This is a genomic window from Epilithonimonas sp. (genome assembly GCF_056329745.1).
On record NZ_JBWEYV010000004.1, the window covers coordinates 42,562 to 59,101 of the forward strand.

General features: G+C 39.3%; 16 protein-coding genes. 6 read left to right on the forward strand and 10 right to left on the reverse strand.

All coding sequences use genetic code 11. The annotated features are described in order from the left end of the window. Positions 1–51: 51 nt before the first annotated feature. The 8 genes from AC00Y6_RS04395 to AC00Y6_RS04430 form a co-directional block, all read right to left on the reverse strand. Positions 52–693, reverse strand: coding sequence for a tetratricopeptide repeat protein (locus tag AC00Y6_RS04395; RefSeq protein WP_474489404.1), 642 nt, complete (start codon positions 691–693; stop codon positions 52–54). Positions 694–808: 115 nt separating this feature from the next. Continuing rightward, on the reverse strand, positions 809–1,318 hold the full coding sequence (locus tag AC00Y6_RS04400; RefSeq protein WP_474489405.1) for a DUF6973 domain-containing protein: 510 nt from the start codon (positions 1,316–1,318) through the stop codon (positions 809–811). Positions 1,319–1,365: 47 nt separating this feature from the next. Beyond that, positions 1,366–2,223, reverse strand: a complete 858-nt coding sequence (gene accD, locus AC00Y6_RS04405) for an acetyl-CoA carboxylase, carboxyltransferase subunit beta (RefSeq protein ID WP_474489406.1) — start codon at positions 2,221–2,223, stop codon at positions 1,366–1,368. 84 nt (positions 2,224–2,307) lie between these two features. Further along, positions 2,308–3,375 carry a class II fructose-bisphosphate aldolase gene (gene fbaA, locus AC00Y6_RS04410; protein ID WP_474489407.1) on the reverse strand — a complete coding sequence of 356 codons (1,068 nt, stop codon included), beginning with the start codon at positions 3,373–3,375 and terminating at the stop codon, positions 2,308–2,310. 99 nt (positions 3,376–3,474) lie between these two features. After that, positions 3,475–4,347, reverse strand: coding sequence for an NAD kinase (locus AC00Y6_RS04415; RefSeq protein WP_474489408.1), 873 nt, complete (start codon positions 4,345–4,347; stop codon positions 3,475–3,477). A gap of 3 nt (positions 4,348–4,350) precedes the next feature. Continuing rightward, positions 4,351–5,004, reverse strand: coding sequence for a CBS domain-containing protein (locus AC00Y6_RS04420; protein ID WP_474489409.1), 654 nt, complete (start codon positions 5,002–5,004; stop codon positions 4,351–4,353). A gap of 169 nt (positions 5,005–5,173) precedes the next feature. Beyond that, positions 5,174–5,713: an RNA methyltransferase gene (locus tag AC00Y6_RS04425; protein ID WP_474489410.1), complete on the reverse strand. Its 540-nt coding sequence runs from the start codon at positions 5,711–5,713 to the stop codon at positions 5,174–5,176. Continuing rightward, the gene (locus AC00Y6_RS04430; RefSeq protein WP_474489411.1) at positions 5,713–6,594 is read right to left on the reverse strand and encodes a bestrophin family protein; all 882 of its coding nucleotides are present in this window, start codon (positions 6,592–6,594) and stop codon (positions 5,713–5,715) included. Before AC00Y6_RS04430 ends, AC00Y6_RS04425 begins: the two co-directional genes overlap by 1 nt. A gap of 260 nt (positions 6,595–6,854) precedes the next feature. Between AC00Y6_RS04430 and AC00Y6_RS04435 the strand changes: the two genes are divergently transcribed. The 5 genes from AC00Y6_RS04435 to AC00Y6_RS04455 all read left to right on the forward strand — a co-directional run bounded on the left by AC00Y6_RS04435 (position 6,855) and on the right by AC00Y6_RS04455 (position 12,726). Further along, positions 6,855–7,868 carry a zinc-binding alcohol dehydrogenase family protein gene (locus AC00Y6_RS04435; RefSeq protein WP_474489412.1) on the forward strand — a complete coding sequence of 338 codons (1,014 nt, stop codon included), beginning with the start codon at positions 6,855–6,857 and terminating at the stop codon, positions 7,866–7,868. Between the two features lie 123 nt (positions 7,869–7,991). Next, positions 7,992–9,530, forward strand: a complete 1,539-nt coding sequence (locus AC00Y6_RS04440; protein ID WP_474489413.1) for a helicase HerA-like domain-containing protein — start codon at positions 7,992–7,994, stop codon at positions 9,528–9,530. Positions 9,531–9,566: 36 nt separating this feature from the next. After that, complete coding sequence (locus AC00Y6_RS04445; protein WP_474489414.1) at positions 9,567–10,790, forward strand: 3'-5' exonuclease; 1,224 nt, start codon at positions 9,567–9,569, stop codon at positions 10,788–10,790. 223 nt (positions 10,791–11,013) lie between these two features. After that, the gene (lysA, locus tag AC00Y6_RS04450) at positions 11,014–12,213 is read left to right on the forward strand and encodes a diaminopimelate decarboxylase (RefSeq protein WP_474489415.1); all 1,200 of its coding nucleotides are present in this window, start codon (positions 11,014–11,016) and stop codon (positions 12,211–12,213) included. Between the two features lie 12 nt (positions 12,214–12,225). After that, positions 12,226–12,726 carry a hypothetical protein gene (locus AC00Y6_RS04455; protein WP_474489416.1) on the forward strand — a complete coding sequence of 167 codons (501 nt, stop codon included), beginning with the start codon at positions 12,226–12,228 and terminating at the stop codon, positions 12,724–12,726. Between the two features lie 154 nt (positions 12,727–12,880). Here AC00Y6_RS04455 and AC00Y6_RS04460 read toward each other — a convergent pair whose 3' ends face one another. Further along, on the reverse strand, positions 12,881–13,450 hold the full coding sequence (locus tag AC00Y6_RS04460) for a Crp/Fnr family transcriptional regulator (protein WP_474489417.1): 570 nt from the start codon (positions 13,448–13,450) through the stop codon (positions 12,881–12,883). Positions 13,451–13,456: 6 nt separating this feature from the next. Beyond that, on the reverse strand, positions 13,457–14,221 hold the full coding sequence (gene surE, locus AC00Y6_RS04465; RefSeq protein ID WP_474489418.1) for a 5'/3'-nucleotidase SurE: 765 nt from the start codon (positions 14,219–14,221) through the stop codon (positions 13,457–13,459). A gap of 170 nt (positions 14,222–14,391) precedes the next feature. Here surE and AC00Y6_RS04470 point away from each other — a divergent pair, with 170 nt between their 5' ends. After that, complete coding sequence (locus AC00Y6_RS04470; RefSeq protein WP_474489419.1) at positions 14,392–16,515, forward strand: carboxy terminal-processing peptidase; 2,124 nt, start codon at positions 14,392–14,394, stop codon at positions 16,513–16,515. The last annotated feature ends 25 nt before the right edge of the window (positions 16,516–16,540 follow it).

Here is a 16,540-nt window from a genome sequence, read left to right on the forward strand (position 1 = left end):
AATTAATAAAAAATCCCGCGCGAGAGGCGTGGGATACAAACTATTTATATTCTATTTCTGACTGAGGAAATATTGCGCTTCTGCTTTTCCCCAATTAGGATCCAAGGTCGTTTTAGGTTTATAATTATTGAACTGGTCTATAGCTTTTTTAAACAGCTCTAGTCCTTTTGTTTTGCTACCACCAAACTGTTCGGGCGTATAGTAAGCATCTTCTGCCTGCAATATGGTGATTCGTGGATTGCTTGGGTCTAATTCCTGGGCTTTTTCCAAAGCCTGCTGCGCAATTGGCGACTCCTGCATGTAACGGGACATAGGATCTACCATCATACGTAGGCCGCTGGTCATTTTTTTCAGGATAAAAAGTTCTGCATTATTGGGGCTCAGAGCTTCTGCTTTTGCAATGTAACGCTCTGCATCCGCTGCCACAGGGTCTAATTCTGTTGTTTTGCCGCTCCGCATCAGAAGTCTTCCTTTGCGGATATTGGCTAGGGCTGCATAATAGTAAGGGAGCCATTGTGAGTTTTCTTTGGTCCCGATTCTGTCGAAGTCATTGGCGAGGGCTGTAAAATCTTCAGGTGTTTTTTGGTCTTCTACTTTAGCAATTTTTTCGGTCATTACTTTTTCATAGGAATTTTGTGCAAATGTGACTATTCCTACAAATGAGAAGATTAGGGGAAACAATAATTTTTTCATATAGCAAGTTTTAATTGGTTTATAAGCCAAAGATATTACAGTGCTTATCTGAACAAAATTTTATTCTCCTGAATGGTCGTTTTTATCTCCTGAATGGCAATTTTTACAAAAAGGCTTATTCTAAATACATCAAAATATCACTGTTGGTTTTTTGATCTAATGAAGTTATTAGAACCGCTTCTTCTGTCTTTTTCTGTAATTCTTTAATAAAAAAACTACTCTCGAAAAACTGCCTGTGGACTCCTGGCAAAAGACTCATGAAATAATCCATGCCCACCTTATTGTTATGGAGGTCCATCTTGGTTTCAAGAGGTTCGTTCGGGAATAGTTCCTCATGCATTTTGGTGAGTTTTTGGCACCATTTCAAGGATTTTTCAGGGGACGATACTTTGCAGAAGTACATCATAATCAGGCAACACCAATAAGCATGGCGGAAAGCGTTGCCTCTTCCGTTATTGGAATTACTTTTTGGATATAATTCGCGGGCTTTTGCAAATGCTTTAAAGCTGGCGTAAGTGTACAGTGTAGCAAACAATGGATGAAGTATGCCAATAGACAGCACTCTCACCAATTTTGTGAAAGTGAGTGTTCGCAGCGTCCGAAAAAATATGCCTATAAATCTCATAAAAAAACTCTCTCAGATTTGAGAGAGTAACTTTTTTTTTAATAAAATTAGTGATATTCGTGTACCAATAATTTTACAATCCTGCCAATTGATTTTTTGATGTCTGTTCTTTTTACAATAAAATCGACGAAGCCTTTTTCCTGTAAAAATTCTGAAGTTTGGAAACCTTCCGGCAAATCTTTACCGATTGTTTCGCGGATCACCCTAGGTCCCGCAAATCCTATAAGCGCGCCAGGCTCGGCAATAATTACATCGGCCGTCATGGCAAAAGATGCCGTAATGCCACCAAAAGTAGGATCTGTAAGGTAGGCGATGTATGGCAAACCTGCATCAGAAAGCTGTACCAGCTTGGCTTGCACCTTAGCCAGCTGCATGAGCGAGTAAGCTGCTTCCTGCATCCTGGCACCTCCGGACTGGCAGATAATCATATAAGGTAACTTATTTTTGATAGCATAATCTATTGCTCTTTTGATTTTTTCACCCATCACAGATCCTAATGATCCTCCAATAAATGCAAAATCCATACAAGAAACTACCATATCTACACCGTCAATTTTTCCGGTAGCGTTTCGGATTGAGTCGGTGAGTTTGGTTTTTGCCTTCACTTCCTTTAGACGGTCTGTGTAGGATTTAGTATCCTTAAATTTCAGGATATCGATGCTTTCTACATTGGCGTCTAATTCCGTAAATTTATGATCATCAAAGAGCATGTCAAAATACTCGCGGCTGCCAATCCTGACATGGAAACCATCCTCCGGCGATACAAAATTGTTGGCGCGGAGTTCTTCTGCTTCAATAATTTTGCCGGTAGGTGTCTTATGCCAGAGACCTTTGGGAACATCCTTTTTGTCTTCTGTAGAAGTTGTGATATTTTGGGTTTTCCTTTTAAACCAATCAAATGCCATAATCTGTTATTGATAAATGATAAATGATAATTGATGAACAAATGATTGGGTATCATTTATAAATCATCAATTATCATTTATAAATTAAAGTGTATTAATATTGTTCAGGTCTTCAAAAGCCTGTGTCAATCGTTTGATATACGTTTCTTCGCCTTTTCTCAACCAAACTCTTGGGTCGTAGAATTTTTTGTTTGGCGCATCAGCTCCGGTAGGGTTACCAATCTGATGTCTTAGGTAATCGATCTTTTCATTCATATAATCTCTTATACCTTCTGTATAACCAAATTGCAAATCGGTATCGATGTTCATTTTCACTACACCATAACCGATAGCTTCTCTGATTTCAAGCAAAGTAGAACCAGATCCACCATGGAAAACGAAGTTAACCGGCTTGTCAGCAGTTCCAAATTTTTCCTGAACATATTTTTGAGAATTGTCAAGGATTTTTGGTGTAAGCTGTACGTTACCTGGTTTATAAACGCCATGCACATTCCCGAATGCCGCAGCAATTGTAAAGTTAGGAGAAACCGCTTTAAGAGTTTCATAAGTCAATGCCACATCTTCTGGCTGTGTGTATAATAGGGAGTTATCTACGCTGGAGTTGTCTACACCGTCTTCCTCACCTCCTGTAACACCAATTTCTACTTCCAGAGTCATGTCCATCTTAGCCATTCTTTCAAAATATTTGGAAGATATTTCAAGGTTTTCTTCCAAAGGCTCTTCAGAAAGATCCAACATGTGAGAAGAGAAAAGCGGCTTACCTGTTAGCTTATAATGAGCTTCGCTGGCATCCAAAAGTCCGTCTACCCAAGGCAATAGTTTTTTTGCACAGTGGTCTGTATGCAATATAACAGTAGCACCGTAAGCTTCTGCCAATGTGTGGATATGTTTTGCGCCGGCAACAGCACCCAAGATAGATGCTTTTTGACCATCATTGCTAAGGCCTTTTCCTGCATTAAACGCAGCGCCACCATTAGAAAACTGGATAATAACTGGTGCATTAAGTTTTGCAGCAGTTTCCAAAGTTGCATTGATATTGCTGGATCCTACTACATTGGCAGCAGGAAGTGCAAATTGCTTCTCCTTGGCATATTCAAATATCTCTGTGACTTGGGAACCAGTGGCAACTCCGGCCGGAAATTTTCTGCTCATGTTGATGATTTTTTATTTTTTTGGATTGTAAAGTTACTAAATTATTAATAATTATATTTTCTATGTTGATAGTGGCTGTTAAGGATCATATAGCAATAATTAATTCCGTTTGTCATTTCCCCAAAGGAGTTTTTCGCGGATGGTCTCGTAGAAACTAAAATTCTTTGGTTTGATAAGGAAGAGTGAGAAACTTGCTTTTTCTATCACAATCTCGTTTCCCACCTGCATGTGGTACAGCCTAGAGTCTAGTGCCAGTGTAAATTCTTCTACCCGGCTTTTGACGGTAAGTTTAATTTTGGAGTCATCTTTAACGATCAACGGCCTTACATTAAGGTTGTGTGGCGCAATTGGCGTAATGACAAAGTTATCGTTGCTGGGTGATATAATGGGTCCGCCACAACTCAAAGAGTAAGCCGTAGAGCCTGTAGGTGTGGAAATAATCAAGCCGTCTCCCCAGAAAACATTTAGGAAATCATCATTAATATAAGACTCCACCGTAATCATAGATGTGGTTTCTTTTCTGGAAAGACTGACGTCGTTCAGGGCAAAAGGAAAATCGATGGCTGCATCATTATTGGTGGTGATTTGGATAACAGATCGTTTACTGATATTATAATTAGTGCCGGAAATGATGGAATCCAATTCCCCAAAAATCTCATCTTTCCTAAAATTGGCAAGAAAGCCCAACCTGCCCGTATTCACCCCGATAATAGGAATCTCCAGATCTTGGATAAACGTGAGCGCATTCAGGATTGTCCCGTCGCCACCAAAGCTGAAAACGATGCTCACTTCTTTTTCTCTAAGTTCTTCTTTCCCGGAAAAAGTATCGAATTCCTTAGCAAACTTAAGGCGCTCGGCCATTGCTGCATGCAGGACAACATCCACATCTCTAAGTGCCAGCTCAGAAATAAACTTGTTGAGATACAGGAATGTATCCAGGTCTTTTTTTTGAGAATAGATCGCTGCCTTCATATCTTAGATCTCCAGAAATTTTTGGAAAAAACCAAAACGGTCTTTCATCAGTTCATCTTTCTCGTCATCATAATGTTTGCTGACCACTGTATAGCCGTAGCGCTCAAAGGTTTCGTCGATAGAACTTAGGTTTTCGTTGCTTATTTTGAGCGTAATTTCTATCGCATCTTCTTTGATAGAATTGATAAACATCCCATAGATCTTGGCATTATTACTTTCCACAATCTGCGAAATCTCCGTCATAGAATAATGTGTGCCGCTGGTTTGAACCGTGAGTATCGCACCATTTTCCGAAAACAGTGGATATTTTGAAAACTCGTTAAAAATATCGTCGCAGGAGATGTATCCCAGGTATTTTTCTTCTTTGGAGATGACTGGGATCACATTGGCATTAAAGGTATGGAAAAGCTTTATACTGTCTAGGATGCTGCTGTCTTCTATAATGGCAAACCGCTCATAGTGCATGCTAAGGCTTTCCAGAGTTCCTTCGGGGCTGTCTTCCAAAAACGGTTGGCTCAAACAACCCTGGAAAATACCTTTTTTGATGATGAAAACATGAGAATATCCAAATTCTTTTGCAACCTCCGATGACTCTTCTATCGAGTCCCGGGAATTGAAAGCCGGATAATCCTTGGATATGTAATCTCTGATAAACATGATGCTAATGTACAAAAAATCCTTTGCGATAAATGATTTATGACTTTTTTTAAATTTTTACAACCAATCTATTGCGTTGTATTAGTTAAAAAATATATCTTTGTCGCCTTTCATTTTTACTTTTTATTAGATTTATTTCAAACTGCGGCACTTTTTGTGTTTGCAGTTTTTATTTTTTCAGGCCCATATTTTTGGCAAACTCCCAAATCACGATCCCGCCACAGACACTTACATTGAGAGAATGTTTGGTTCCCAACTGTGGTATTTCCAAAAAGGTATCAATATTAGGCAATGCCTCATCCGAGATGCCGTCTACCTCATTACCTAGGATTATGGCGTATTTTTTTTCTTGGTTAATGTCAAAATCAGAAATCAGCTGGCTATCAGAAGTTTGCTCTATCCCAATGATCTTAAAATTGTCCTTTCTCAGGTCATCAATGGCTTTATTGATGTCATTTTCGTAAATCCAGTCAACGCTTTCTGTAGCGCCCAATGCCGCTTTGTGAATCTCGCGATGGGGCGGTTGCGGCGTAATGCCACAGAGTACAATTTTCTCCACAAGAAAAGCATCTGCCGTACGGAAAACAGCGCCTACATTATGCATGCTCCTTACATTATCCAGCACTACTACCAATGGGATTTTGCTTGTTTTTTTGAAGGTTTCAACATCTATTCTTCCCAGTTCTTCCAGCTTCAGTTTTTTGGTCATCAGGCCTTATTTGAAATTAAATTGATACTTCGTTCTATATTTTGTGAGATCGATTCCATCGGGATATCATTCTCGTCATTATTAAAAGGATCCTCTATCTCTTCCGCAATCAGTTCCAGGCTCATCAATACATAATAGACAAACATAGTAATTGGAGCCATAAAGATTCCCAAGTTAACCACATTGGCCACCGGCAACGCCAATACATAAAACACGATGAACTTTTTGATAAACGATGAATAGGAATAAGGGATTGGGGTATTTTTGATTCTCTCGCAACCACCGCAGACATCCAGAAAGCCGGATAGCTGTGTGTCCAGAAACAACATTTCTGTATCCGATATTTTGTTCTCTTTTTTGAGTTGATACAGTTTCTTGGTCAGCAAAAATACCAGTTCAGCCGGTGGATGATGTTTCAGTTCTTTTTGCAAATCAGTAAAACTTTCGTCCAGCACCAGGCGTGTAGATTCTTTGGATAAATGGTTGGATAAAAAGTAAGGAAAAAACCGGACGTATTTTGCAATTTGATTTCGGTTCTTGGTATCGTTTTCCGGGAGGATACTGTTGATTTTGATGATAAAATTGCGGCTGTCATTCACCAGTTTTCCCCAGAGTTTTCGGCCTTCCCACCAGCGGTCATAGGCTGTATTGGTTCTGAAAACCAGTAAAAGTGATAATACAAACCCAAGAAGGGAGTGGATCATCCCGATGTTGCTGACGGATGATTTGGATGTCAAGTGCAGATATTCTACCTCTAGATAATACACGCCATAGGAATACAAACCTACAAGCAGGATCGAAGGGAACAGGATTTTGAGCGTGTCAGACTTGTGAAGGCTGACTAGGATTTTCAGAAAATTCTTGGTGTTGTAAACGCGCATACAATATATTCTGTACAAAGATAAAATATTATTTCCCGATAAAGATTCAAAAAAAGCAAAGGATACTTTTGCTGAAAATATTTAGAAATTATTGGTTTGTAAAACAAATACGCCGGCTGTCAAAAAGTTTTGAACTGATTTCAAAAAATGATTTTTAGACTTAAGCTTTAATGAATTAATTTGTAAAATTGCTACTAGATTATTGACATGCACATTCTGGTTATGTTAAAAATATATATTTAATCTAAAACTTAAAAAAAATGAAAGCAATTGGTTTTCGGACTTCACTTCCTATTAGTGATCAAAACAGTTTTATAGAATTTGATAAGGAAATACCGCAACCAAAAAATAGGGATTTATTGATTAAAATTGATGCAATTTCAGTAAACCCAGTTGATTATAAGGTTCGACAAGACAGCTTAAAAGACAAGACTCAAGAAATTCCCAAAATTATCGGTTGGGATGCGGTAGGCATTGTAGAAGCAGTGGGAGAACAGGCTCAATTATTTAAAAAAGGTGATCGCGTTTTTTATGCAGGTGATATTACTAGAGATGGGAGCAACCAACAATATCAGTTGGTTGACGAACGAATTGTGGGATTGGCTCCAAAAAAAATAACTTCTGAAGAAATAGCAGCCATGCCACTTACATCATTAACAGCTTATGAGTTATTAATCGATCGGCTAGAGCTTTCTTTCGAAAAGGACAAGGGCAAATCTATATTAATTATAGGAGGTGCGGGAGGTGTTGGCTCTGTAGCAATTCAATTAGCTAAAAAGCTACTGAATATGACCGTTATTACAACTGCATCACGAGATGTTACGATAAATTGGTGCCTAGAGATGGGCGCCGATTTTGTAGTGAATCATAATAACCTCATTGATAATGTGGGACAAGTTGGTTTTGAAAACGTGGATTATATCATTGATTTGGTAAATGTAAACCAGTATTGGGAGGCTTTTGTAGAATTAATAAAACCTCAGGGGAAAATAGGATCTATTAGTGACCCTACAGAAAATGTTAATCTGATTCAGTTGAAAAATAAGGCGGTAAGTTTTCACTGGGAATTAATGTTTACAAGGTCAATGTTTCAAACGGAAGACATGCAAAGACAGCATGATATTCTTAACCATATTTCTCAACTATTAGACGACGGGATTATAAAAAGTACGCTAAAACAAACTTTGGATGGATTTGATGTGGATAATGTAAAAGAAGCTCATGCTATTCTGGAAAGCCGTAAATCTGTTGGAAAAGTTGTCATCAAATTTTGATGGATAATGCAGTCAGGTTTGCAATCCATCGTAAAAGCGCACCTAACAACCTGTACCTGCCAAAAAGTTTTGACACAATTCCAAAAAATTATTTTTAAATTTAAGCGTTAAAAAAAGCATTCGATGTCAGATAAAGAAAAATTTATAACCGATCTTAACTCAAAATACAACCCCAAAGGAGACCATATAATTCTGGGAAAAGCCATGCTGGATGGCGAAGTGGTACCGGAAGTGAATGTTTCTATTCCTTTCAAAACAGTTAACAGGCACGGCCTGATAGCCGGCGCTACTGGAACCGGAAAAACCAAAACGCTTCAGGTTTTTGTAGAACAATTGTCCCACGCGGGCATCCCAACTCTTGTGATGGATGTTAAGGGCGATTTGTCCGGCATTGCAGAAGCGGGTTCCGAAAATGATATTATCAAGGAACGCTACGCCAAAACACAGTTGCCCTATTCTCCACAGAGTTTCCCGGTAGAACTGATGACGATTTCCGGAGCCAAAGGTGTCAAACTTCGTGCAACGGTTTTGGAGTTTGGTCCCATCTTGCTGAGCAAAATCCTCGGGCTGAATGACACGCAACAGAGCATCATGTCCATAGTTTTTAAATACTGTGATGATAAGGCTTTGCCGCTTGTAGATCTTCAGGATCTTAAAAAAGTGCTACAATATGTCACCGATAATCCTATTGGGAAAAAAGACTTGGCAGATAATTATGGCTCTATTGCCCCGGCATCGTTGGGTGCTATTTTGAGAAGTATTGTGGCCATGGAGCAGGAAGGTGCAGGCAGTTTCTTTGGCGAACCAAGTTTTGAAGTGAACGATTTACTACAAACCCGAGATGGTAAAGGTGTTGTGAATATCTTCCGTGTTGATGATATTCAGAACAAGCCTAATCTGTTCTCTACTTTTATGCTGTCGCTTTTTGCGGAAATCTACATGACGTTTCCGGAGGAAGGGGACACCGGAAGACCGAAATTAGTTTTGTTTATTGATGAAGCCCATTTGATTTTTAACGAGGCATCAAAAGTTTTGCTGTCTCAAATCGAAACCATGGTAAAACTGATCCGTTCCAAAGGGATTGGTATTTATTTTATCACGCAGATCCCCGGTGATGTCCCGGAAAATATCTTAAGCCAGCTAGGACTCAAAATTCAGCATGCTTTGAGAGGGTTTACGGCCAAAGACCGAAAAGAAATAGACAAAGCGGTAGAAAACTATCCTACAACAGAATACTACAAAGCGAATGAACTCATCCAAAATCTGGGGATTGGCGAAGCCTTTGTAACTGCTCTTGACGAAAAAGGTGTCCCAACACCACTGGTGCAGACTTACCTAATATCGCCGGAAAGCCGAATGGATGTTTTAACTGCTGCAGAAATTGATACACTTACAAGCAACTCTGCACTGGTGAAAAAATATGATCAAACAATTGATAGAGAAAGTGCTTACGAAATCCTTACCAAAAGGATAGAAGATTATTCCCAGACCACGATTCCCACGCCGCCAAAGGGCAGTGCTGCATCACAACCCAAAGTACAGCCCGGGATGCTGGAGCAAGTGATGGAAAGCCGTGCCGGAAAAACCTTTATGACTACCCTGGCCAGAGAAGGAGCCAAATTTGTAATGGGGATGTTTGGACTGAAAGGAGGTAGAAGGTAATAGTTTTGTCCTAAATTTGGGCTAATAATAATGTAGATGTACTCAGTAATAGATATAGAAAGTAACGGCGCACCATTCCGTAAAGAAGGCATTATAGAAATTGCAATTTATCGGTTTGACGGTCACGAGATTGTAGATCAGTTTATTTCACTCGTAAACCCGGAAGCGGAGATTACTTCTTTTGTGCAAAAGCTTACGGGAATCAGCCAAAAAATGGTCATCACGGCTCCAAAATTCCATGAGATTGCCAAGCGCGTGGTAGAGATTACCAAGGATTCTGTCCTCGTCGGTCATAATATCGATTTTGATTACCGCATGCTTCGCCAGTCATTCAAACGGCTTGGTTATGATTTCAAAATCAATACTTTAGATACAATTCCGTTAGCCAAGAAATTAATTCCCGAGGAGAAAAGTTATTCGTTGGGTAAACTTTGTAAGTCCATTGGTATTCCTTTGAGCGAGGCACACCGCGCAAGCGGCGATGCGCGTGCCACATTGGATTTGCTTAAGCTATTGATTATCAAAGATAAGGATAATGAAATCCTACAGACGCTTCAGGAAGAAAACCACACCAAATTATATATCAACAAAATCCGTCTGCTGACAGAAGATTTGCCTAACCAACGCGGCATTATGTACTTTCAGAACAGCGAAGGTAAAATTATCTATTCCGACGTTGTGGATGATTTGTACAAATCTGCTAAGAAAATCTTTGATTCTGATAAAACCAAATACAAAAAAATCCAGGACGATACCGAGAAAATTTCCTACGAACTGACAGGCACGGATCTCACCGCAAAACTGATGATGCAGAACAAAGGCATCCAAAAGAGGCTGAGTTTACCTTTCGGGTTGTTTTACCGGAAAAATAAATGGCTGGTAGAAAAAATCAGAAAAGAGCAGGGAGACAAGCCGCTGCTGAGGTTCAAAAGTTTTACCCAAGGATTAAAAGCCATCAGCTACATCAGAAGCCAAGACGACATGACCTATGAAGAACTTGCGCAAAAGATCAGCCTAAAAAACAGGGATGAGCTTTGGTCTGCGGCCGGCAGAACTCTTGGCGAAAGGTCTTTCTTGGTTTTGGAAAAAGGGAAATTGGTTGGTTTTGGCTTCTACGAATTGTTTCATCAGATCCAGACTTATGAGAAGATCAAAAAGCGCATGATGACGGTTCACCGCTTCAGCACAGAGTTGCAAAATGAACTGCAACTGTCACTTCTGAAGAATGAGTATGAGATCTCTCCGCTTCCGCAAAAATAAAAATCATTTCAAAACATTGCAGGATTTGCAGATAAATTCTAATTTTGCCCAGAAATTTTAACAAAGCACATGCAATATTTTAAACAAAGCAAAATCGGAAAAAAGGGAGCTGTAAGGTTCTCTAAGGTTTGGAATGTATAGAAGAGTTGCGTGCAAAAGATACCTATTGCGGCAGACTCTTTTTTATAAAGAATCTGCCTTTTTATTTTAAATACCCAAGATTATGACCAATCAGGACCTGCTGTCTATAGCAAAAGAATTCGGGACACCCGTGTATGTGTATGACGTTGACTCCATCCGCGAGCAATATGAAAAACTGACCTCGTCTTTCTCCAAGAATACGCGGTTTTTTTACGCGGCCAAAGCGCTAACCAACATTAATATCCTGAAGTATGTTGAGAAACTGGGTGCATCGTTGGATTGTGTGTCTATTAACGAGGTGAAACTAGGTCTTAAAGCCGGATTTTCTAACGAGAGAATTCTTTTCACGCCCAATTGTGTGGACTTGGCAGAGATAGAAGAAGCTATGTCTTATAAAGTTCATATCAACATTGATAATATCTCTATCCTAGAGCAGTTTGGGAATAAATTTGGTGGTTCTTACCCGATTTTTGTCAGGATCAATCCGCATATTTTTGCCGGGGGAAATTATAAAATCAGTACTGGTCACATCGATTCCAAATTTGGGATCTCCATTCATCAGCTTCGCCATATAGAAAGAGTGATGAAATCGACTAATCTGAATGTGGAAGGCCTTCACATGCACACCGGAAGTGAGATCAAGGATCCTGATGTTTTCATCCAGGGGCTTGATATTATGTTTGACCTTGTACAGAATTTTCCCAACCTGAAATACCTAGATATGGGAAGCGGTTTCAAAGTGCCTTATCAAGAAGGCGACTTGGAAACGGATGTGAAATCTCTGGGTAAAAAAGTGACCGCGGCCATCAAAAAATTCGAGGAAGAATCGGGTAATAAATTCCAACTTTGGTTTGAGCCTGGGAAATTTTTGGTAAGCAAAAGCGGGCATTTTCTTGTGAAATCAAATGTCATCAAACATACAACAGCAACTGTTTTTGTAGGGGTTAACTCCGGGTTTAACCACCTGATCCGCCCAATGTTCTACGATTCTTACCATATCATCGAAAATCTTTCTAATCCAAAAGGCCCGGAAAGAATCTACACCGTTGTGGGGAATATCTGTGAAACCGACACTTTTGCATGGGACAGAAAAATCCATGAAGTGCGTGAAGGCGACGTGATAGTGTTCCGCAATGCCGGTGCGTATGGTTTTGAGATGAGCTCCAACTTCAATTCCCGTTTGAAGCCTGCCGAAGTGATGTTCTTGGATGGTAAAGCGCATCTGATAAGAAAAAGGGATGAGTTTGAAGATTTATTGAAAAATCAGATAGAAGTTTTATAACTTTGGAGCTCTATGAAAACTATCCTTTTATTGTCTTGTCTGCTTATCGGTGGATTTCTTTTCGCTCAAAATGATGTTGAGGAGAGCATGGATAATTTGCCAATTATTGAGAACAGTTCCAGCGTTGTTACGTATAAATTGCGTGGTGTTTATCAGATAAAACCATCCGATTGTGATGGTGCTAGTTTCCAAAGCATGAGATTTCCCGGAGGTACAGATGTGTATATCAAGCAACTTAAAGAAAAGTTGCAGCAGAATGTTAACTGGAATAGTTATGTGATCAACGGGATGTTTTTTATCAAATTATCGATGGACAAAAATGGTAATGTCATTGGGGTTGAGGCAGGGCCTAAAGTGGCGAACAGTGATGCTTTGCTGAGGGATCTTAAATCTGCTGCTCAAAAAGTGACTGGTAAGTGGCTGCCTGCGACTTGCCATCATCAGCCCATAGAATCTAGGGCCATTGTAAAACTTGACTTTTCATCAATGACTTACGATAATTCTTTTAATTAAGAAAAGAGAAAAGAATCAATTAGCTACAGCAAAAATAAAAAAGCATTCAAGGTAAATACCACTGAATGCTTATTTTTTTTCCTCATTTGGATTCTTAATCACAATTGATGGTGCAAAACTACGGCTTAATTACATCAAATAAAATGAACCGCGGTTAACAAATTCTTTTACGGATGCGGCTGAGCGCCTGTGGTGTAATGCCCATGTAAGAGGCAATATATTTCAACGGTACAGCCTGAAAAAGTTCGGGTTGTTCCTTAAGGAGCTTAAGATACCTTTCCTCTGCACTTTCACTTAGAAAAGAAAATTCACGTTTCAGTTTTTCCACATACAAGTGCTCTATCATCAGCCGTCCAACCAGATTGCCAACCGATGATTGTTTATAAATCTCCTGCAAGTCATCATGGTGAATTTGCCATACTACCATATCGGTAAGGGCTTCTATATTGCACCGAGAAGGCGTCCGCTGTGTAAAGGAATCAAAGGCGGTAAGATACTGATGCCTAAATACAAACCTGATGGTGAGGTCTTTATTATCCTTCGCAAAGAAAAGCCTGGCTGTACCATGCTCTACAAAAGTAAGATAATTGTCGGTTTCACCGGTTTTTAGGATGACGTCTTTTTTTTGATATTCTTTTCGGAAATTTTTTTCTGCATACGGCAACCAGTCTTCATCAGGGATATTGATATTCCGGGACTTGAGGTATTGTCTTATAAACTCCATCCGCTATTACTTATAGATAGCATCAAGATCTGCCATATATTCATAAGCTGTTAAGTCAAATTTCACAGGGACAATGCTGATAAAGCCTTCTGCCAAAGCCGTCTCGTCTGCATCTTCGGATTCATCCATATTATTGAAGTAGCCGGTGAGCCAGTAGTATTTTCTGCCATGCGGGTTAACCCTTTCGTCAAAACTCTCTTCCCATTTGGCATCGGCTTGTTTACAAACCTTGATCCCTTTAATGTCCTCTTTTTTAAGATCAGGGATATTCACATTCAGTACAACACCTTTTGGCATCGGGTTTTCCAGTGTTTTTAGAATAATTTCCCGGATGTAATCTTCTGCTTGGTCAAAGTCGGCATCCCATTTAAGGTCAGAAAGTGAAAAGCCAATCGACTGTAAGCCTTCTACACCAGCCTCTACAGCAGCGCTCATGGTACCGGAGTAAATAACATTAATAGAGGAGTTTGAACCATGATTAATGCCTGATACTACCAAGTCTGGTCTTCGGGGAAGGATTTTGTCCAAAGCCATCTTGACACAATCGACCGGAGTGCCGGAACAAGAAAAGTCTTTTTGAGGGCCTTCCAGAGTGAGTTCTTCGTAGCTTAATGTAGAATTAATGGTAATGGCATGTCCCTTACCACTTTGTGGAGAGTTAGGGGCAACTACTATAACGTCACCGATTCCATTCACAATATTGATCAGTTTTCTAATCCCAGGTGCCGTAATCCCGTCATCATTGGTTACCAATATCAAAGGTCTGCTCATAATCTCTGTTTTTAATTCCTTTTAGTTTTGATGATTTTTTAAAAAATCTCTCAAAAATAACCATTTTATAGCAGGTAAAATAAAATAAGGTCTTAAATTTGGTTTCATTTTTGAAGTTTTACGTAACTTTCAAAAGAAAATATTTACTAATAGCAGTACACTTAAAAAATATGTTCAAAAAGATCAAGCTGAAGAAACTTTTGATGTTTGCGCCACTTATGACGCTGATGTTTTGTTTCAATTCCCCACAAAATGATGATGAAAAGATGCAGACCATTATGGTAAGCGTAAAAAATACGTTATCATATCTCCATTACAGTCCCAAACCTATTAACGATGCTTACTCCCAAGATGTTTATAATAAATATTTTGAGAGTGTAGATGCGTCAAAAAGGTATTTTTTGCAATCTGATATGGACGAATTCAAGAAGCATTATACCAAACTAGATGATTATCTTAATCAGGGAAACCTTATTTTCTATAAATTGACTGTAGACCGTCTTTACCAGCGTGTAGACGATATCGATAAAATGACTCAGGATATCTTTACCAAGCCCATTAATTTGGACGAAGATGATGAGCTTGTGCTTGAACCCAAAAAGAGAAAAAACCCTGCAAATGCCAAGGAGCAATATGCAGAATGGAAAAAATACATCAAGTACAATATCCTACAAGAGATAGAAACGCTCAACAGCAGAGAAGAATCTCAAAAAAAGAAAAAAGATTCGGTGGTGGTTAATAAGCTAAAAGACACCATAAAATATGAGCCCCTTTCTATGGAAAAAAAGAGGGAAAAGGCTACTGCGGAGGTAAAGGATCTGATAACAGATTCGTTTAAGAGATTTAAAAAGAGGAAGAAAACCGATTGGTTCACGGTTTATATGAATGCCTATACCGAGGTTTTTGATCCGCATACCAACTATTTTTCACCAAAAAATAAAGAAGACTTTGATATGCAGTTTACTGGAAAGGTGATTGGGATAGGCGCATTAATTCAGGAGAAAAAGGGTTACCTTTATCTTGGTGAGTTAACTATTGGAGCACCGGCCTGGAAATCCAAACAACTTACGGCAGGAGATAAAATCCTGAAAGTAAGATCCAAGCCTAATGAAGAGCCTGTAAACGTTGTTGGTATGCTGTCCGATGAGGCGGTTAGGTTAATCCGTGGCGAAAAGGGAACGCCTGTTACTCTTACGGTGGAGAAAAAAGATAAAACTATCAGAGATGTTACTATGATCCGTGAGGAAGTGAGTATAGAAGATACCTACGCACGAAGTATAGTAGTAGATTCTAAAAATGGTAAAAAGTATGGTTTTATCTACCTTCCGGGATTCAATGTAGAGTTTGACAAAGAAAACGGAGGCCGTAATGCTTCGGATGACGTAAAAGCCGAACTGATTAAACTCAAGAAGGAAAATGTGGAAGGCATCATCCTAGATCTTAGGAACAATGGTGGAGGATCCCTTACAGAAGTGGGTGATATTATGGGTCTTTTTATGAATGCCGGGCCTTATGTTCAGGTGAAGGACAGTCGGGGTAAACTTCAGGTATTATCTAATAAGACTAATGATCCTATATGGACTGGACCTCTCGTGATAATGCAGAATGAATTGTCTGCTTCAGCTTCAGAAATTCTTGCAGGTGCTATGCAGGATTATGGTAGGGCAGTGATTATTGGATCGCCAAGTTCTTTTGGAAAAGGGACGGTGCAGACTTTTGTAGAGCTTAACAGGTTTTTGAATACGACAGACGATTTTGGCGCACTAAAACTCACTATTCAGAAATTTTACAGAATCAGTGGGGAATCCACTCAAAGAAAAGGTGTGGAAGCTGATATCAAAATGAAGGACTTTTTCTCTTATGCTGAGGTAGGCGAAAGATTTGACCAGTATGCATTGCCATGGGATAAAATAGAAACGACGTCTTACAAAAAACTAACAACGCTTAACATTCCACAGCTACAGTCGGAAATTGATAAACAAATTGCCAATAACAACAGCTACAAATTGTTGCAGGAATCTGCAGAATGGAAGGAAGCTCTTGATAAAGAGGAGACCATTACACTGAATCAGGCAAAATTCAATGACGTTATGAAAAAGCGTAAAGCTCAGATTGAGAAGTTTAAAGCCTTGGATAAATTCAACAATGGCCTAAAGTTTACTCTGCATGCTGATGAAGCCGCGCGTATCAAAAAAGATGAAGCGTTTGCTAAGAAGACAGAAAACTGGAGAAAAAATTTGGAACGTGATTTTTATCTGGAAGAGACCGTAGATGCACTCTCTAAAATTAAATAAGAAAAAAGGAACTCAAAAAATGAGT